Annotated in this window: 20 protein-coding genes; all 20 read right to left on the bottom strand. The window is 43.0% G+C overall.

The annotated features are described in order from the left end of the window. Positions 1 to 9: 9 nt before the first annotated feature. The 20 genes from EL216_RS07525 to nuoN all read right to left on the bottom strand — a co-directional run bounded on the left by EL216_RS07525 (position 10) and on the right by nuoN (position 15,913). Entirely contained in the window at positions 10 to 747 is a 738-nt protein-coding gene (locus EL216_RS07525; RefSeq protein WP_054599952.1) for a DUF5131 family protein, read from the bottom strand. A gap of 422 nt (positions 748 to 1,169) precedes the next feature. Continuing rightward, the gene (locus EL216_RS07520) at positions 1,170 to 1,538 is read right to left on the bottom strand and encodes a hypothetical protein (protein WP_054599951.1); all 369 of its coding nucleotides are present in this window, start codon (positions 1,536 to 1,538) and stop codon (positions 1,170 to 1,172) included. A gap of 2 nt (positions 1,539 to 1,540) precedes the next feature. Next, entirely contained in the window at positions 1,541 to 2,320 is a 780-nt protein-coding gene (locus tag EL216_RS07515; RefSeq protein ID WP_232005227.1) for a hypothetical protein, read from the bottom strand. 57 nt (positions 2,321 to 2,377) lie between these two features. Beyond that, positions 2,378 to 3,472, bottom strand: a complete 1,095-nt coding sequence (locus EL216_RS07505; RefSeq protein WP_085390661.1) for an ATPase, T2SS/T4P/T4SS family — start codon at positions 3,470 to 3,472, stop codon at positions 2,378 to 2,380. Positions 3,473 to 3,541: 69 nt separating this feature from the next. Further along, positions 3,542 to 4,750, bottom strand: coding sequence for a type IV secretion system protein VirB10 (virB10, locus tag EL216_RS07500; RefSeq protein ID WP_085390659.1), 1,209 nt, complete (start codon positions 4,748 to 4,750; stop codon positions 3,542 to 3,544). Next, entirely contained in the window at positions 4,747 to 5,586 is an 840-nt protein-coding gene (locus tag EL216_RS07495) for a TrbG/VirB9 family P-type conjugative transfer protein (protein ID WP_085390657.1), read from the bottom strand. The genes virB10 and EL216_RS07495 overlap by 4 nt, the downstream gene beginning before the upstream one ends. Continuing rightward, positions 5,583 to 6,326 carry a virB8 family protein gene (locus EL216_RS07490; RefSeq protein ID WP_197720424.1) on the bottom strand — a complete coding sequence of 248 codons (744 nt, stop codon included), beginning with the start codon at positions 6,324 to 6,326 and terminating at the stop codon, positions 5,583 to 5,585. Before EL216_RS07490 ends, EL216_RS07495 begins: the two co-directional genes overlap by 4 nt. Next, positions 6,326 to 6,445, bottom strand: coding sequence for a lipoprotein (locus EL216_RS11505; RefSeq protein ID WP_158087730.1), 120 nt, complete (start codon positions 6,443 to 6,445; stop codon positions 6,326 to 6,328). The genes EL216_RS07490 and EL216_RS11505 overlap by 1 nt, the downstream gene beginning before the upstream one ends. Positions 6,446 to 6,518: 73 nt before the next feature. Further along, positions 6,519 to 6,683, bottom strand: coding sequence for a pesticidal protein Cry5Aa (locus EL216_RS07485; RefSeq protein ID WP_085390655.1), 165 nt, complete (start codon positions 6,681 to 6,683; stop codon positions 6,519 to 6,521). A gap of 20 nt (positions 6,684 to 6,703) precedes the next feature. Next, complete coding sequence (locus EL216_RS07480) at positions 6,704 to 7,165, bottom strand: cytochrome C oxidase subunit III (RefSeq protein ID WP_085390653.1); 462 nt, start codon at positions 7,163 to 7,165, stop codon at positions 6,704 to 6,706. A gap of 23 nt (positions 7,166 to 7,188) precedes the next feature. Further along, the gene (locus EL216_RS07475; RefSeq protein ID WP_085390651.1) at positions 7,189 to 8,169 is read right to left on the bottom strand and encodes a type IV secretion system protein; all 981 of its coding nucleotides are present in this window, start codon (positions 8,167 to 8,169) and stop codon (positions 7,189 to 7,191) included. A 58-nt stretch (positions 8,170 to 8,227) separates the two neighbouring features. Further along, positions 8,228 to 8,434: a conjugal transfer protein TraH gene (locus EL216_RS07470; protein WP_085390649.1), complete on the bottom strand. Its 207-nt coding sequence runs from the start codon at positions 8,432 to 8,434 to the stop codon at positions 8,228 to 8,230. A gap of 20 nt (positions 8,435 to 8,454) precedes the next feature. Beyond that, the gene (locus EL216_RS07465) at positions 8,455 to 9,120 is read right to left on the bottom strand and encodes a type IV secretion system protein (protein ID WP_085390647.1); all 666 of its coding nucleotides are present in this window, start codon (positions 9,118 to 9,120) and stop codon (positions 8,455 to 8,457) included. A gap of 102 nt (positions 9,121 to 9,222) precedes the next feature. Continuing rightward, positions 9,223 to 11,610: a VirB4 family type IV secretion/conjugal transfer ATPase gene (locus EL216_RS07460; protein ID WP_085390645.1), complete on the bottom strand. Its 2,388-nt coding sequence runs from the start codon at positions 11,608 to 11,610 to the stop codon at positions 9,223 to 9,225. Further along, positions 11,522 to 11,953: a VirB3 family type IV secretion system protein gene (locus EL216_RS07455; protein ID WP_085390643.1), complete on the bottom strand. Its 432-nt coding sequence runs from the start codon at positions 11,951 to 11,953 to the stop codon at positions 11,522 to 11,524. Before EL216_RS07455 ends, EL216_RS07460 begins: the two co-directional genes overlap by 89 nt. An 11-nt stretch (positions 11,954 to 11,964) precedes the next feature. Beyond that, positions 11,965 to 12,285, bottom strand: a complete 321-nt coding sequence (locus EL216_RS07450) for a hypothetical protein (protein WP_085390641.1) — start codon at positions 12,283 to 12,285, stop codon at positions 11,965 to 11,967. A gap of 62 nt (positions 12,286 to 12,347) precedes the next feature. Beyond that, positions 12,348 to 12,845: a lytic transglycosylase domain-containing protein gene (locus tag EL216_RS07445; protein ID WP_232005226.1), complete on the bottom strand. Its 498-nt coding sequence runs from the start codon at positions 12,843 to 12,845 to the stop codon at positions 12,348 to 12,350. A gap of 212 nt (positions 12,846 to 13,057) precedes the next feature. Beyond that, positions 13,058 to 13,222 carry a hypothetical protein gene (locus EL216_RS07440; RefSeq protein WP_158087729.1) on the bottom strand — a complete coding sequence of 55 codons (165 nt, stop codon included), beginning with the start codon at positions 13,220 to 13,222 and terminating at the stop codon, positions 13,058 to 13,060. Positions 13,223 to 13,349: 127 nt separating this feature from the next. After that, positions 13,350 to 13,676, bottom strand: a complete 327-nt coding sequence (locus EL216_RS07435) for a hypothetical protein (RefSeq protein ID WP_126300853.1) — start codon at positions 13,674 to 13,676, stop codon at positions 13,350 to 13,352. Positions 13,677 to 14,470: 794 nt separating this feature from the next. Next, a complete protein-coding gene (gene nuoN / locus EL216_RS07430) occupies positions 14,471 to 15,913 on the bottom strand; it encodes an NADH-quinone oxidoreductase subunit NuoN (RefSeq protein WP_085390635.1) in 1,443 nt (480 codons plus the stop codon). Positions 15,914 to 15,920: the final 7 nt, after the last annotated feature.

Here is a 15,920-nt window from a genome sequence, read left to right as displayed (position 1 = left end):
ATATTTATATTAAATAGAAATATGAGGCATTTCTTCCCATATTTGCCCTTTTAAAATACGACCATTCAGTTTTTTAGCCCTTTTTACTCCATCGGCTCCCCATCCTCCCCATTGCTTAAAGAAAAACGCAACTTGTGCTTTAACACACTGTTCTTGAATAGATTCTACCCATTCAGTCTTCATAGGTCTAGCTTTGGGGCCTGATTCACCACCAACAATAACCCAATGAATATTACGCAAGTCAAGCTCTCCTAAATCTTCTAGAAGTGGTTCTATTGAAAGAAATCTAATTGAAGCCTGTATTGTTCTCAATAAATCAATACGAGGAATACCATATTTTTTATCTTCAACAGATACTCCAATCCAGGCATTTTTTGGAGGGTTGTGTGTCTTAAAAAATTCAGCTAAACGATCAGCACGCTTAGTTAGTATTTGAAAGGTATGCCAATGGCACTGTTCAATGGTAGAAAATACTTGTTCAATGAAACTGAAAGGAACATCTTCGTGGAACAAATCAGACATAGAATTAACAAAATAAATGGTGGGCTTTTTCCTTTTGAGTGGATCTCCTAATCTATCAGGTAAGAGTGTAAGTTTAAAACCATTTTCGTAGCCTGGAGTACGCATAGCTTTTAAACGGCAAGCCATCCCTTCTGCATAACAGTTTTTGCATCCTGGTGAAATTTTGGTACATCCGACAGTCGGATTCCAAGTTTTTTCAGTCCACTCAATTTTTGTTGTTGCCATAAAATATTGTCCAAATACTGTAATTTACTATGATGGTTGAAATAGATAGAAAGAATAATGGCAGTTATGCATTATAGAGTACCTAATATGGCCTGTTAATATGTAATCCCCAAGAACACGTTATTGCAGCAACAACGATGGAAACACAAAGCCATCAAAAATAACTTTTGGGTACTTGCGTCTTTCATGCTGTCAATACAATGAACAAGGAATAGTGATACCGACGGTTTTTTTATTTTCGGGTATTGTTTGTAAAATATCGCTACAACATACAAGCCACATAACAGGCTGAATACAGAGTAGTTATCAAACTACAAGTTGCCCATTACTTCGACTTTGTTGATATATGGCATTTTTAATCCTTTCAAAGCAAAGGCCGTCTGAAATTTTCAGACGGCCTTTAGCAACATAAGATATTAGTATTAGGGACGCTCTTGTAACTGTTGGATTTGCGAAATAGTCTGAAACGCCATTCTTAAATCAAGTTTGGCATCTTCAGGAGAAACATAGGTCTCAAGCGTATAATCAGCTTCATTTCTAGCATTTCTCAGTTTTTCCATCTGACGACCGATAACCTTTAAGTCTCTTCGGTTTTGCTGCTTGAAAAAATCAATAAGCTGTTTGTGCATGGAATAACCAGATGTATATGTAAATCCCAAACAATTAAAAGCAAACTGCAAACCTGTATGATAAACACCGTAATACATCCGACTGACTGCATTACGGTTGCCTATTTCAGTTTCACCTATCATAGCTTTTGCACTATCTACAAAATCTTTTGGGTCAATCATAATCAACTGCCTATGCCGTAATTCGGATTATAAGGGCGGCACGAAATATTGAAATTAATCAGATTTTTATCAACAGATTCTTCCATATCCACTAATAGGCGGGATAGGGATTCATCTGCTTCGGCGAGCCGTTCTACATCGGTTTCAAAACAGAGCATTTTTAACTCAATAAAAATATCGTATTCCACTGAATAACCAAAAGAGTAGGTTGGGATCTGCAAACCTTTTTCTGCAAGAAGTTTCTTGGCGGCTAAAATAGCCTGAACCATTGCAGATTGAGAAACTTCGGTATCTTTCAACAGCAGATAAATTCTCTCCAAGTCATCTTGGTAGTTTGGCTCCAACGATTCCATCCGTTTCAAACGTTCGATAACGTAACCGGCATCATCAACAAATCCGTAAATCATACCCATGTAAGCCAAAGGTTTCAGATAGCCAGGATCATCTGTATTGTTTGCCGAATCAAACATCTGCTTGAGGTATTCCGTAGCCTCATCGAAAAATCCCATTCGATTTAATCCGTTCACACGGAAAAAATCTGCCAATGTCGGTTTTCCGTATGCCGAAATAAAATCAAAATGCTTGTCAAATTCCGCTTTCCGGTTGTTAATGGCATCAAGCATACCCAGTATCATGTACCCAGCTGCGTCATTTGGCGTTGACAATAAAGACTTGGCATCGCGTTCCAAACCGGAAATCAACAAAAAGGATGGATCCGGCTTTTCCAATGCAAGGGAAAGCCGTTGGATTGCACTAGGTGCGATAGTAGCTGCAACAGCCATTTGAGACCTTTCTAAAACTCCCAACAATGATATAAGATTTTGTGCGTGTTGACAAAATTACAAGCGACCGCTCATGGCATAAAATTTCTCAACCGGATCATAATACAACTCGGTCATGCGGGTTTTTTCAAAGTAGCAAATAACATCAATAGTGGCTCGCACGGTATTTAATATATAAGAATGATCCATATTTTGACCTGCCGGGGATTCCATCGCCAACTGCGCGATACGATAATGAACCGAGCGGGCATCGTTGGCATGGACGGAAGTTAATCCGCCCGGGTGTCCGGTATTGAGAGCGGCCAAGTAGTCCCACGCTTCATCGCCACGAAGCTCTGTCAAAAATATACGGTCAGGTTTCAGCCGCATACAGGCAGCCACAATCATTTTGGCCGAGATGTGTTCTTTATAAAAAAGATGGGCATGATTGGGATGATTAGGCAGGTTTAATTCGTGTGTATCTTCAATGGTAATCAAACGCTCGTTTTCGGGGATTAAATCGGCAAGGGCTTTAGTAAACGTGGTTTTACCGGAACCCGTGCCGCCAACCATGCAGATATTTAATTTACGGGCAATCGCTATTTTAAAAAACTCGACCAAATTCCCATTGGCTTTGTGTTCCAACATCTTATATTGCCAGTCGGCCAGCTTCACGTCGTGGGGCAACTTCATCTTGTCGCAAACATCACGGACATAACGGCTGTCAATTTCAATTTCGGATGCCATACGACGTTCAGGCACACCGTGAGATGAGACATCGTTAAAGTCTTTCAGACGGCCTGTATTGATATAGTCATCCAAGCTGAAACGGTTGTTCGATGGTTTACGGAAGGCAAACACCATTGTTCCATCTTCGCAGGAAGGCGGCATCATAATGTGGCCACGCTCTCCATCGGGTAAGGTAACGGAATGAATGGGAGATTCGTGGGAGATATATTTTTTGTTATAAGTACACAAAGTGTTCGCCAACTTTTCCAATGTATGGAAAGTCAAATCCTCTCTTTCTAATCGGCGGCGGCCATCGGCGCCTTCCAAAAATACTTCGCCCGGCCGATTGATAAATACTTCCGTTATTCCCGGTATATTGAGATATTCAGTCAGTCGTAACTTTTCCAATAAATTTCGGGATGATACTGAATTGTCGTGAGCCATATCTTTCTCTCAAAATACTTATTGTGGATACCTCAAAAAAGCCGTTCCCATATAGGAAACGGCTTACGGTCAGTAGGTATCGGGAACGGTAATATTTTCATATACCCCTGAAAAATCGACATCGCGGGCAACAAAAATCATGATTTCCGTGCCTTGATTGACATAACCTGTCGGCGGAATATTAATGCTGTTTTTCAATATCTCGGTTGCCAAGTCCTGAGCGGATTCTGTTGTGCTTTCAAAACTCACATCGGTTCCCTTGCTACTACGGCGGTTTCCTGCGACAGCCACAACATCTTGTATCATGCTGATCATGACCGCACCGCCGATTCTGCGCCAAAAATGGTGTTTGACTTTTGCCGGATGACCCGACGCACCAAGCGCATCAGCACCGGGACTGTCTATCGCCACACGGATACCTTCAGGTGTTTCAAGGGTGTTCCACAATACAAAAACCCGAGCCTGACCCTGCGTCAGTGCGGAGGTTTGCTCTCCGATGACGGTTGAACCGCGCTCGACCAAAAGTGTTTTGCCGTTCACAGAATATACGTCTTTGGTTACTTGGCAGCGGGTTAAGCCGGGATGAGTGGTTACGATTTTGCTTGTAGTGACACAAGGAATCCCTGTTGTTCTACCCAATATATACGTTAAATCGCCACGGTTTTCTGCTAACGCCGTCTGATATGTTCCGGGTCGCAACTTGGATGTTAAAGCATTATCAGAAGGGGAAGAGATGCTACCGGTAGGAAGGTTCCCATCCATACTTCCTCTCTCACCAATTGACGCAATTTGACCGGCTGCATTGCTGCCGGAATTGCCTATCCCTTGTGGAGACAAGTCCGAATCGAAACGTTCGTCGGGCGGCGGCGGAACTTGAGCCGGAATTGAGGGTTCATTGATAGTTACCTTTTCGGATGCAGAAGAAGCAGCTTCAACTTTTTCTTCTTCCGCAGGTTCGGAAGCGGTAGTTTCGGGCTTTTGCGTCATTTCCAAGATTTCTTCCTGTTCAGATGCAAAGCTTTTGCTACCGGCTTTATTATTAACAGTTTCTTCCTCTTTTTTAACCGGTGCTTCGTCAGAACCGCCGGCAAACATCATTAAACCGCCAACAGCCAAGCCTGCAACCATCAAGCCGATAAGGAACAGCACAAAACCTAGCATACTGTTCTTTTTTTTCGTATTGAGGTTTGTAGGGATACCGCGTTCGATAGTGTTATCGCCGATGCGCTCTTGCAGGGTCTGACGGTCTTCTTCGGAAGGAATATGATTACGGTTCATTTCTTCTCCTTTTTCATACGCACAGTGCGACTTTGGGTCGTACCGGTAATGTTGAATTTACCTTTGGGGTTGTAACTGCGGTTTTCGATGCCGAGAACCGATTTACCCAAACGCAGTACAAAATGCTTGGCGGTTTCATGTACAACCAAAGTATCACCTTCAACATGGCTGTTGACGGCAGCTTCCGTACCGTCGGCTTTAACCCGGAATACCGCAGGCAGGTCTCTTGCATTATCAAAACGGAAGTAGGTAAAACGTCCGTTATCGTAAATTTCCGTAGGTGCCAATGATTTTTTCCCCCGCCCCCAATAGTCAAAGTTATATCCTTTACGAACAGGATTGTTTACTTCTTCTATACGAAGTACGGCTTCCGCGTTGGCATATTTAGCCATTTCGGCCTGCTGTCGTTTGCGTACTTCTTTCGGATAGCGGAATTCAAGCACATAGGTTGGCGGGTGGTTTTGATTAGACATTTTCAAATCGAGCAAATAGCGGCGGTTTTTACTGGAAACCATCAGCAGATTGGTTACCGGTTGCGGCTTTGTCGGCTTAAAAAAAATATTGTTACCGCGAACGGAAACGCTCCATGCCTTCCCGTATCCTGTCACCAAGCCTTCATTGACAGGATTAGCCACATCAACCGTCTCACCTTCCTCCATCTGAAGCATTGAGACATAACCAACTTTTGCCCTAACAACAACCACATCGTAGGGATTGTAATTGACATATTGAATCCTTTTGTCGTAAGAGGAATGTTTGGGATTGACTGCGGCCGTGGCCGTCTGAAACGAAAAACCGGCCATCAGGCCGGTTATCAACAAGGTAGTTTTTATCATGGTGCAACCTCTTCGGTGACGTTGTAACTCAACGCCTGAAAACCTAGCGGGTTAATCAGGCGGTCAGCTTCACTCATTGGTGTTGACTTGAATTCAAATGCCATTGTGGCAATCATTTTTTGCGGAGGTGCAGATTTGGGATCCGCATCCGCCCCCACCGGTATGGTTCTCTTTTCAAAACGAACCTGAGCCATATCACCTACAAATGAAATATTGGTTACTTTTACCGTAATTTTAAAATGGTTTTTCAAAATTTTGTGTGGTGCGGCCGGATGGTTGTAAATGTTCCTGAACTCAGTCTGTACCGCGGGAGAACTAAGCAGATTGGTTGCATCATAAGTGGCTTGAATCGTATTCCAATCATATGATTCACGATAACGGACATATTGAGAGAGCCAATAACGGTTAATTACTTCGTCATATTTCATTTCCTTATTTTTTATCGTGGTCATAATATCCACCGCGCCGGTAGTGTCATTGACGCGGGCAACATAAGGCACGGCTTCCTTTAATGGTGTCAGCCCCATAACGGCAGCAACTGATAAACCGACAATAACAAGGCAACCGATACCGACCCGTTTCCATATCAGTGCATTTTTCTGAGATGCATCAACGAGAGATTTTTCAAAACCTAAAGCCATGTTGATCATTTGGTTCACTTCTTTATGAACGCTTTTTTTCTGCTCTTTATACAATTGCTCAGGTGTTTGAGGCTGTTTATTGGATTTGCGTTTGAACATTATTTCATCCCGTTCTGTTGAGCGTTAATCGGAAAAGCCTGTCCGTAAGGCTGTTTGGGTGATGATGAACAGGCCGAGAGAATGGCAGCCAAAACTGCCAGTAATATAACTTTCTTCATAGCGGTATTCCTTGTCGGTAAACATAAAGCCCGACAAGATATCTTGTCGGGCTTTAGCTGTTGTCGTCTAAAATCAGTCGTCGTACCAATCACGGCGACGACCGGAACAGGCCACTGCAAACAATGCAGCGGGAAAAATCAAAATCATCATAATTGCCGGAGCAATGTTACTATCCCGGTTGAAGTAGGCAACCAAAACCAGTGCCCATACCACACCTATTCCTAACAGCATTTTCATGATGAATTCTCCTTTTGGGCTTACCTTATATGCTCAAAAGCATAATTGTTTACTTCGGCACTCCAATCACGTCCGTTGTACAGATTTCTAATGGTAACAATTCTACCGTATCTGTCCAACAGGTAAACGGTATAGCTATGGGCAGCCCATCCAAAGACGCTTTGCCCATACTGTACTTGATCGAAGTTTTCCCACCGTATGCCGCGTATGCCTTTTGCCCAGGGCAGCAGGCCGCTGTAATACCATACTCCTGTTTCATCAACATAGGCGCGACAGCGGCTCAGTTGGAACATCACCCATCCGAAGCCGGACAAATACAGCAACGTCAACCCGTAAAATACACTCTGGGCGGCAACTTTTCCCAAAGCCAAGCCGAGTAGCCCCGATATAATCGAAAATGCCGATGAAACGACAAATAAATACAGCAGGACACCGATAGCAAAATATTGGATATACACTACCCAAGACAGACGGGCGGTCATATTGTACTCCTACATGAATAAGGTTAAGAAGGCCGCTTGTTGAGCATAGGGGATATACCGCCGCCGCTGCGCCGTGTAGAGGCAGCAGACAACATGGCTCCACCCGCACGACCGGCCAAGCGGCCGACAGTACCCATGCCGCCTGCTAAAGAGTTCAAGTGTCGGGTTGCACCTGACAATATGGCCCCGCCGGTCAAAGCCGAAGCGATGCTTGGAATATTGAAAACAACCACTAGGAAAATAATGGTTTGCAATAGAAACAACGGCGGCAGCAGTTCGGCAGCAGCGTAATCGGCTACCCCGCCGCTGAGTGCCATATTGATTGCTTTATCAAACGCGGTCATTTGGACTTTAGCCAGCAAAACAAACATCGTGCAAGTAATGATATGGTTCATACATTGCCCGATCCAATTGATTGCATATTGACGGGTGGCTGGGAAAAGCATGAACGCGAGAAAAAGCGGTCCGATCATCAAAACCAATGCCAGTGATATTTTTGCCACCATATAAAAGGCAAACGATAATCCGACAACCAATGCGCCGCAAATCAGGATAATGGCACTTATCTTTACAGACAAACCGAAATGTACCCCCAAGTCATACCATTGATATTGTGCATGTAATTTTGAAATACTATCCAATAAGTCCATTAACAGTTTCCAACTGGCATCCAATGCGGAAGCATCAACGGTATAACCGCCGGCAAAAATACCCGCAATTTCATCCGGTAAACCGTATGTAAGTACGGCCAGTTTCATGTACGCTGCCGGGGCAAAGGCAAGACTGATAATAACCATCCATCCGCAACATTTTTTGATGAAATCAACCAGCGTGGTATCAAAACTTTGTCCGTAATAGTCCCATATCACCAACAGCACATACAGGGAGAAGCCTGAGAGAAACAACGGGGAAATCTGACTGATAAAGTCCCCGGTCTTATCAAGAAGATTCTGTCCCAAATCTGCGCCAAGCGTTTTTGCCACATCTGCAAAAAAAGTAGACATAAACGTCTCCAATTAAAAAGCCACCGTTTTACCGGTGGCTTTAGAAGGTTAATCGTGGTTAATTTTTAGGGATAGGAAACTTCTCATGGCAATCAACATTGGTATTATTGATTCTATTATCTCTAATACAATTATCACGCTCTTGGCGAATTTTACTGATTTCCATATCCTTGTTCATCTTTTCATAAAACTTCTCTTCTTCGGATTTGCCGCAGGCAGATAATAACAAAGCCGCACTGATTAAGCCCAACAGTTGAAGTTTCATTTCAGATGTCCTTTCAATATTTAACCACAGGATTTATTTGTGTTGTTGATACGGTTATCACGGATACAATTATCAACAGCTTGTCGCTTTTTAAATTGTACTTTTTCTTCCAACGCCATAAAGCGTTCCAACATATCCAATTGGGTTTGGTTTTGCTGGATATAGGCATTTTCCAATTGAATACGGTTCATCAGGTCGGCAGCCGCCTTCGCATCTTGGGTTGTGTTGACCTGATTCATCAATGCCTTGATGTTTTTAAAACGCAGTTCTGAATCTTTAATGGCTTTTAAAGTCAGATCATAATGCTTAACCAAACGGTTATCGTCGGCATTTTTGTCATAGCCTTTGGAACTCAGTAAATCTTCAAAGTTCCCGTTTTTAGCCTTCATAGCTTGGCTGTAAACCGACTTCCACTCGTCCGGCAATCGCTCGAATGCTTCGGTTTTTAAGATATTACCGAGGTTGCGGTTGCCGGTAATGGCTTTTAGTTGATTTTTAATTTCTGCAATCTGCTTCACTTGGTTTTGGATTTGCTGCCCCATTTGAATTGTCTGCTGAACTTGCTGCGCTAACCCTAGCGGGTTAGTTACTGGAATACCAGCCGTAGCAGGGGCGAGGGCACCAAACATTAATCCTGTAGAAATCAAAGTTGTCATGGCTGTTTTTTTGAGTTTTCGAATATTCATGATTACCTCACTTTAGATAAAGAAAAAGCCGCCAAATGGCGGACAAAAGCAAATACCGTCTGAAAAAATCAGACGGTATTTGTTGGCGGCACACCGCATTGTTTAGGCGGTATCGGCGGTCGTTTTCCCCAGTACCGTCTGATAAAGCAGCGGGAGCCATACTTCGGGATCTTCGCTGCCGGTCTCTTCCATGATGCGGTGCATATGAGCTACGTTTTCCGACGTGCCGGACAACACAATCAGTTCCTTGTCGAACTCATGCAGATCAAGCGTTGCCAACGTGCTTTGTTTTCCCTGCTTAATCAGGAATGTGCGACTGAGCGGGTGCAGCTTGATGACTTCCTCAGCCTCTTTATACGTCAGTCCGCATTGCATATAAGCGTCTTTGCTGGCATCAGGATTAGGCAGGAAAATCTTAGTTGGTGTCTGCTGAACAATTGCAGCTGCATTGGGAGATTTGGCCGCGTCCTCGGGAGATTGTGAATCCAAAAACATAAATTCACCCAACTTCCGGCCGGTCTTCAAGGTTTTAAGCATCAACTCGGAAGTAATATCGAAACGGTCTGCATACCAAAACTCGGCAATAACCGAAGCCAACAGACTACCTTCCTGTGCTACACGCTCCGACATGATTTCTTTCAGGTAAAACAGGTACGACAATACTGGTCCTGTTGGCTCATAATTTGTTTTCAGAATACAAGTGGCATCCATTCCTATCCGGTAGAAAGCGTCGGGATTGAAACGGTTTTGCAGGCTGTCTAGACACCATGCGTACTCCCCATTTTCGCTTCGACACCACTTTGACAAACGGGTGCGTAGCGAATTTTTGGAAGTGGAAAAAGGCAGGTTATCCAACAAAGTGCTGAAATTTCTATGCTCTGAAGCCAGCTCATACAAGGTATCTACCGCCAATTTGATCTGCCTTTCTTCCGAAGCGTCCGCACCACCGGCACACAGATTGACCAACCGGTACAGAAAACTGCGATTTTTCGGCAGATCCGGCAGTTGGAACGGATTTAACCCGCTATCCACGCCTTCTTCCAGGGCGAAATATGACCCACCCAACACTCTCACAAAAATCTCCATCCCCCTATCCAAATCCAACACAAACATATAGGGATTAAAGCGTTCCATAAAGGCCAAAACAGTCGTTTCGAGTGCCGTCTTACCTGTACCCGTCGCACCGGTAATCAGAGTATGCCCCGCTATTTTTTTACCAACCATATTGAGGTTTTTCAGGCTGTAATGCAGACTTAAATTAAACAGCGTATTGGACAGAGTTTTCAGCGGCATAACGGGGGAACCATCACCAATTGGGTTTCCCCAACTTTTACCTTGCGGGTAATTGTGCATACCGAAAACAGTGGCAAGGTTGGTAGTGGTTTTGGGAATCATGCGAGGACGTTGGCGATAGCCGGGTATTTGGCTGAAGAAGGTTGAAGGCATAGAGCCAGTCGCCCGGACAAAGCGGAAGGCATGGGCACTTAGAAATGCCGTCACAGCTGCCGAACCGTTTCTATCGGCGGCCTTTTCTGTCTTACCATAAACCACAAGAGAAGCGGAATAATCACCAAACATGGTTCTGCCTGCTGCCAGCTCCCCTTTACCGATCAGTAACTCTTCCTGCTGATCTGTTGCTTGGTCGTTGGCACTGATCAAGGCATTATTCTGTTTATTAATGGCCGTCTGCATCTCCGAATTTTCAGTAAAGACAAAACTCTGCGTCAGTGTAAATTCACAAGGCAACGAGAGAACGGGCAGCAAAACCATGATTTTGCTTTTGCCAAAGTCCTTTAAGTCATAACATGTGGCGAATTTACGGTGTTCAGCACTCCTGATTTCCAAAATATCCGTACCGAAATGTAGATCTGCCGATGGAATGACCTTATATGCCGCAGAAGCGGTTAAGGGAATTTCTTCGCGCAAGCCGCCATTGCACAAAGTACCTAAAAACTGATATGCCTCGGAGAAGATCACGCCTGAATCATTTTCATAAACCGACAAAGGCTGCGGCTCAAAGAGTGACAACCCTTTTACCATCAAGTCCAAAAGCTCTCGAGCCTCCTCAAGGCCGTCTGAAAAATCTGTATATTTCAATACGGCTGTTATGTAAAACAGGTTTTCATAGTAATTTTTGCCACCGAACTCTTTGATATAGTGTTCTGAAAATTCCTTACAAAAAGTCGAGGAAAACTCATACTTGTGATCTAAGCTGATTTCCTGTCTCTGAATTGTTGTCCACAACCCTAACCGGCTACCATACTGTTTACCAGCGGCATTAAGCACTCTTTTCAATGTTTCATTGGCAGCGATCAAATGCCCATCGTTAACACCTTCAAAAGGGATACCTTCAAATTGAAGGGTAAAACCGAAGTAGCCGCTGTCGTAATGAAAAATATGTTCAGAAACGTGCTGACTGACTTTCGGAAAAAAGTCTTGCTGCGGCGGCTGCTTCCTCAATATCTTCATTAATAAATCGGGTATAATCATCTCGGTCTCTTCCAAATTTAGTTGCAGAAATAGTTAAAGTGTCTCCGAATAAAACGGACTTCCGTCGGACAAACCACCAGTAGATTTCCAATCCTAATATCCGTATTGCCTGATCATCCCTTTTTACCAAGATGCGCAAAAAAACAATAACAGGAATACCCAATAAAAAAATGGATAGAGCTTTTAAGCCCAACAAAGGTATCAGCCCCATTGCACTAACCATCAATGCGATAAGCAAAATAAAAGCCGGTACAATCGGTACACCGGCTATCATGGCTTCGCGGGACAGTCCGTCATAGGTGCTGTATTCGGTATCTATATCGACTTCCGGTAAATTCCGCATTTTTAGTTATCCTAAGAAAAGTAGGCTTGTTTGCCCCAATCAAAGATCGCCTTGGCTATTGCCAAACTTGCACCGGCAAAGAAAATCCAGGCACATACTTCAACGACGTCTTTCAGGGTTTTATGACCCAAATAACCCCAAACAGCCGTTACAAGCATGGCCAGCCCTGCCAAAATGGCCACGATGCCGTAAAAACTCAAAATAACATCTTTAAGACTGCTCTCTGCCGAAGACAGTCCACCAGCAGCCAATGCAGCTTGTGCGCCGCCAAGCATGACGGACAACAAAAAAGCTTTAATCCATTGGCGAGTATTTTCACTTACATATTTCATACGAATCTCCAAAAAAAAACCGCCTAGAGGCGGACACACAAAAAAACTTCATATGTAATTAATCAAAAGTCACCAAATACATCCCAAGACGCATGCTGTTTAGGAGCCTGAGCATAAGCGGCTTCTAACGGTTCGGCTCGTTCTGTTTTAGCGACGGGTTTGGCTCGGGAAACCGCTTTAGTGAATGCCGTACGTGTACCAGCTACATGAGCAGGGTTCCCACTCAATTGTGCGTAGCGGTTACGAACCAAGCGCACATAATTTTGTGTCTCTCTGTATGGAGGGATACCTTTGTATTTGTCCACGGCTCCCTCTCCAGCGTTATACCCTGCAAGCATCAAGTCAATATTGCCGTTATAACGCTCACTCAAGAATTTCAAGTAACGTGTTCCAGCCATGATGTTATGTTCAGGGTTGTAGAGATACTTGGGGTTTACGCCCATCCGGGCTGCCGTTGGCGGAATCACCTGCATCAACCCACGCGCATTTTTGGGTGAAGTTGCATTCCATCGGCCACCGCTTTCACGGGCAATCACCGCCCATACTAGATTTACGTCCAAACCTTGCTTCTCCGCATGTTTTTCTACTAAATGTTGATATTGAGGATACGGGGCGGCGGAGCAGATGGCGGAATATAATGCTGCTGCCAATACGAAAATAGTCTTATTTCGTTTCAATTTACATACTCCTATGTGAAGGGTAAAAAAGCCGTCTGAAATACTTCAGACGGCATCACGATAAATGATATATAAGCATTATTTAGAGACTGGTATTAAGTTGTGGGAAGTTCTAAACTCAATGGCTCTTCAATCGTGAAATTACGAATAGGCAATGGCTCCTTTAATTTTATTTTTGGTAATTGTGGTTTGGCTTTCACGATACAAACAAAAGAACCGTCTTCAGTAAAATAAAGGATAAAAGAAGATTCGGGTTTCAATATGAAACGCCGTCGTAAAATTTGTTTTTTTCGGAAGTTCATAATTTATTCCTCTAATGGATTTTCTCAGATACCACAAAATCGAATCAAAACAACGGCGGCAGCGCGGTTTAAAATCCATCCACACTTACCAACGCAAATTGATATTACAAAAAGCCGTTACAGCTTCTATATTGTTGTCATCTATCGTCAGATATGGATGTTTCTCTTGATAAAATTTGATGCAACGGTGAAGATTCTGTTTTTGAGTGGTGGAACCATATTTGTTTGAGGTTTCAATACTTGGTCCCAAATTTACAATTAATATATATCCAATTATTCCTGCGAAAATTACTGAAGTGATAGATGCCCCTTCAAAAATAACACATAAGGAAAAAACTAAAATTACTATGGAGCTAATCGTTAAAGTGTTAAGGAAACCATAATCATTCAGCAACCATTGAATTAAATTCATTTTTTAAAATCCTCTTCAAATAATTAACGCTTTTTTACAGATAAGCTCAAAATAAAAACGAAAATTTAAACATACCCTATACGATAGGCAGGCTTAAGTTTTCGTTTTAAAAGTGTGCCGTATTTGTGCCTGAATGCACTTTAATACGGCTGTATATGACTGTAATTGCAGGCTTAACTCTTCTTTAAAAACAATTAGTTATATTTATATTCTAGGACTTTTAATCCGTTGGTCGAAGGTTCGAATCCTTCACGACCCACCAAATAAATCAACAACATAAGCCGCAATTGCTTGCGGCTTATGTTGTTTTAGACAATCTCCAATTTTACAAGGCTTTTAAAGTTTACCTTTAGGCTTTTTCGGTCTAAAAATTTTCCCAATCTTAAAAATAAGAAACCGTTTTCATTTTACAAATTTTTATCAGGCCGTCTGAAATTTCAGACGGCCTCCAAATGTTTACCAAAATTTCCTTTATACAAAGCAATATCAAACTCCCAATCCCGCTTTTCTATTTTCTTTAACAATCAACCTCTTCTCAATCATGTATCTAAGGCATTTGTATAACCGTAATTGCCGACTGTTATACTTACAATCCGCATGGAACAAAAGCATCTCCAAAGATTAACAAAGCAGTTTAGCCACTACTATGGTTATTACAGGTTCACAATAGTTTCAAGAAGTAAATTACAAACGGCATTACAAGGCAGAATAATACTGCATGTATGTTATTACCCGCGGTATATCTGCAAAAAACGGCAGCCTTAAGGCTGCCGCACTATATTAATTTATTTCTTTTATAAAGTATTTTCTAACGCTTTCAAACACCAATCCATCATACTTTGAGGCATAACACCCCACACCAGCAATAAACCTGCGTTCAATGATAAAAACACTTTAGTGGCAAAGTTGCTGCCAATCGGATGATGGTTATTTGCATTATCGAAATAAATCACCTTTACTACTCGTAAATAGTAAAACGCACCTATTAACGACATAACCACTGCGAAAACCGATAACCAAATATAGCCTTGCGATAATAATGCTTTAATAACGGCAAACTTGGCATAGAAACCCATTAACGGCGGGATACCAGCCATAGAGAACATTGCCAACAACATTAGAAAAGCATACCAAGCATTACGCTGGTTGAGCCCTGCCAGATCGTTGATATCCTCGCATTCATGTGCTTCATTAGACAACAACATCAATACGCCGAAACCTACCAAGCCCATAACCACATAAGTAATAGCGTAATACAACCCGGCGGTAAAACCGATTGCTCCGGCCATAAACGCCAACAAAATAAATCCCATGTGGCTGATTGTAGAGTACGCAAGCATGCGCTTGATGTTAGTTTGCATAATGGCAACCAAGTTACCGACTACCAACGATATAACCGCCAAAATAGCCAACATCGGAGCCCAATCCGCAGCAGTCGTTCCCAAACCGGTAACTAAAATACGGAAAGCAAACACCACAGCAGCAACTTTAGGAGCGGTACCTACAAAAGCGGCAACGGAAGTAGGCGCACCTTGGTATACATCAGGTACCCACATATGAAACGGTACGGCACCGAGTTTAAAGGCTACAGCCACCACGATAAATACCAAACCCAGTTTTAACAACCAAGTATTCGCCTCACCGTCGTAGGCATTGGCCAATACGGTGGCAAATTCAAGAGACCCTGTTGCTCCATACACCATTGAAATACCGTATAACAACAAACCGGAAGCCAATGCGCCCAGTACGAAATACTTTAAGGCGGCTTCTGCCGCTTCTGCCGAATCACGACGCAAAGCAATCATTGCATACAGTGCGAGAGATAAAAGCTCCAAACCGATATAGGCGGTCAGAAAATGGCCGGCACTTACCATTATGCTCATACCGGTTAATGCAAATAACGACAACGTATAAAATTCGCCTTTAAAAATATTGCGCACCTGATTATACGGCTTGCTGTACACAAATAAAGCAAACAATACCGCATACATAACCATTTTCGACAACTGCGACATCCCGTCGGCAATATACATCCCACTGAATGCAGACATACTGCCGGAAGCCCATACCGCCCATTGCGTAACGGCAACCGCTACGAGTGAAAGCAAGCTGAGAATGTGAGTAATATAGCGGTTTTTATCACTTACCCACAGATCAATCAGCAGCACGGTAAATAATGCCGAAAGCAAAACGATTTCAGGCATGGCAGGAATTAAATTCAAATCAGTCCAGTTCATTCACACA

It is taken from the genome of Neisseria animaloris, assembly GCF_900637855.1.
GTDB lineage: Bacteria > Pseudomonadota > Gammaproteobacteria > Burkholderiales > Neisseriaceae > Neisseria > Neisseria animaloris.
Note: the sequence above shows the minus strand (reverse complement) of the source record. Positions and strands in the feature narration are given on the sequence as shown.

Coding starts and splice junctions, on each gene's coding strand:
- EL216_RS07525 (WP_054599952.1), bottom strand. CDS start 747: ATGGCAACAACAAAAATTGAGTGGACTGAAAAAACTTGGAATCCGACT.
- EL216_RS07520 (WP_054599951.1), bottom strand. CDS start 1,538: ATGATTGACCCAAAAGATTTTGTAGATAGTGCAAAAGCTATGATAGGT.
- EL216_RS07515 (WP_232005227.1), bottom strand. CDS start 2,320: ATGGCTGTTGCAGCTACTATCGCACCTAGTGCAATCCAACGGCTTTCC.
- EL216_RS07505 (WP_085390661.1), bottom strand. CDS start 3,472: ATGGCTCACGACAATTCAGTATCATCCCGAAATTTATTGGAAAAGTTA.
- virB10 (WP_085390659.1), bottom strand. CDS start 4,750: ATGAACCGTAATCATATTCCTTCCGAAGAAGACCGTCAGACCCTGCAA.
- EL216_RS07495 (WP_085390657.1), bottom strand. CDS start 5,586: ATGATAAAAACTACCTTGTTGATAACCGGCCTGATGGCCGGTTTTTCG.
- EL216_RS07490 (WP_197720424.1), bottom strand. CDS start 6,326: ATGTTCAAACGCAAATCCAATAAACAGCCTCAAACACCTGAGCAATTG.
- EL216_RS11505 (WP_158087730.1), bottom strand. CDS start 6,445: ATGAAGAAAGTTATATTACTGGCAGTTTTGGCTGCCATTCTCTCGGCC.
- EL216_RS07485 (WP_085390655.1), bottom strand. CDS start 6,683: ATGAAAATGCTGTTAGGAATAGGTGTGGTATGGGCACTGGTTTTGGTT.
- EL216_RS07480 (WP_085390653.1), bottom strand. CDS start 7,165: ATGACCGCCCGTCTGTCTTGGGTAGTGTATATCCAATATTTTGCTATC.
- EL216_RS07475 (WP_085390651.1), bottom strand. CDS start 8,169: ATGTCTACTTTTTTTGCAGATGTGGCAAAAACGCTTGGCGCAGATTTG.
- EL216_RS07470 (WP_085390649.1), bottom strand. CDS start 8,434: ATGAAACTTCAACTGTTGGGCTTAATCAGTGCGGCTTTGTTATTATCT.
- EL216_RS07465 (WP_085390647.1), bottom strand. CDS start 9,120: ATGAATATTCGAAAACTCAAAAAAACAGCCATGACAACTTTGATTTCT.
- EL216_RS07460 (WP_085390645.1), bottom strand. CDS start 11,610: ATGATTATACCCGATTTATTAATGAAGATATTGAGGAAGCAGCCGCCG.
- EL216_RS07455 (WP_085390643.1), bottom strand. CDS start 11,953: ATGCGGAATTTACCGGAAGTCGATATAGATACCGAATACAGCACCTAT.
- EL216_RS07450 (WP_085390641.1), bottom strand. CDS start 12,285: ATGAAATATGTAAGTGAAAATACTCGCCAATGGATTAAAGCTTTTTTG.
- EL216_RS07435 (WP_126300853.1), bottom strand. CDS start 13,676: ATGAATTTAATTCAATGGTTGCTGAATGATTATGGTTTCCTTAACACT.
- nuoN (WP_085390635.1), bottom strand. CDS start 15,913: ATGAACTGGACTGATTTGAATTTAATTCCTGCCATGCCTGAAATCGTT.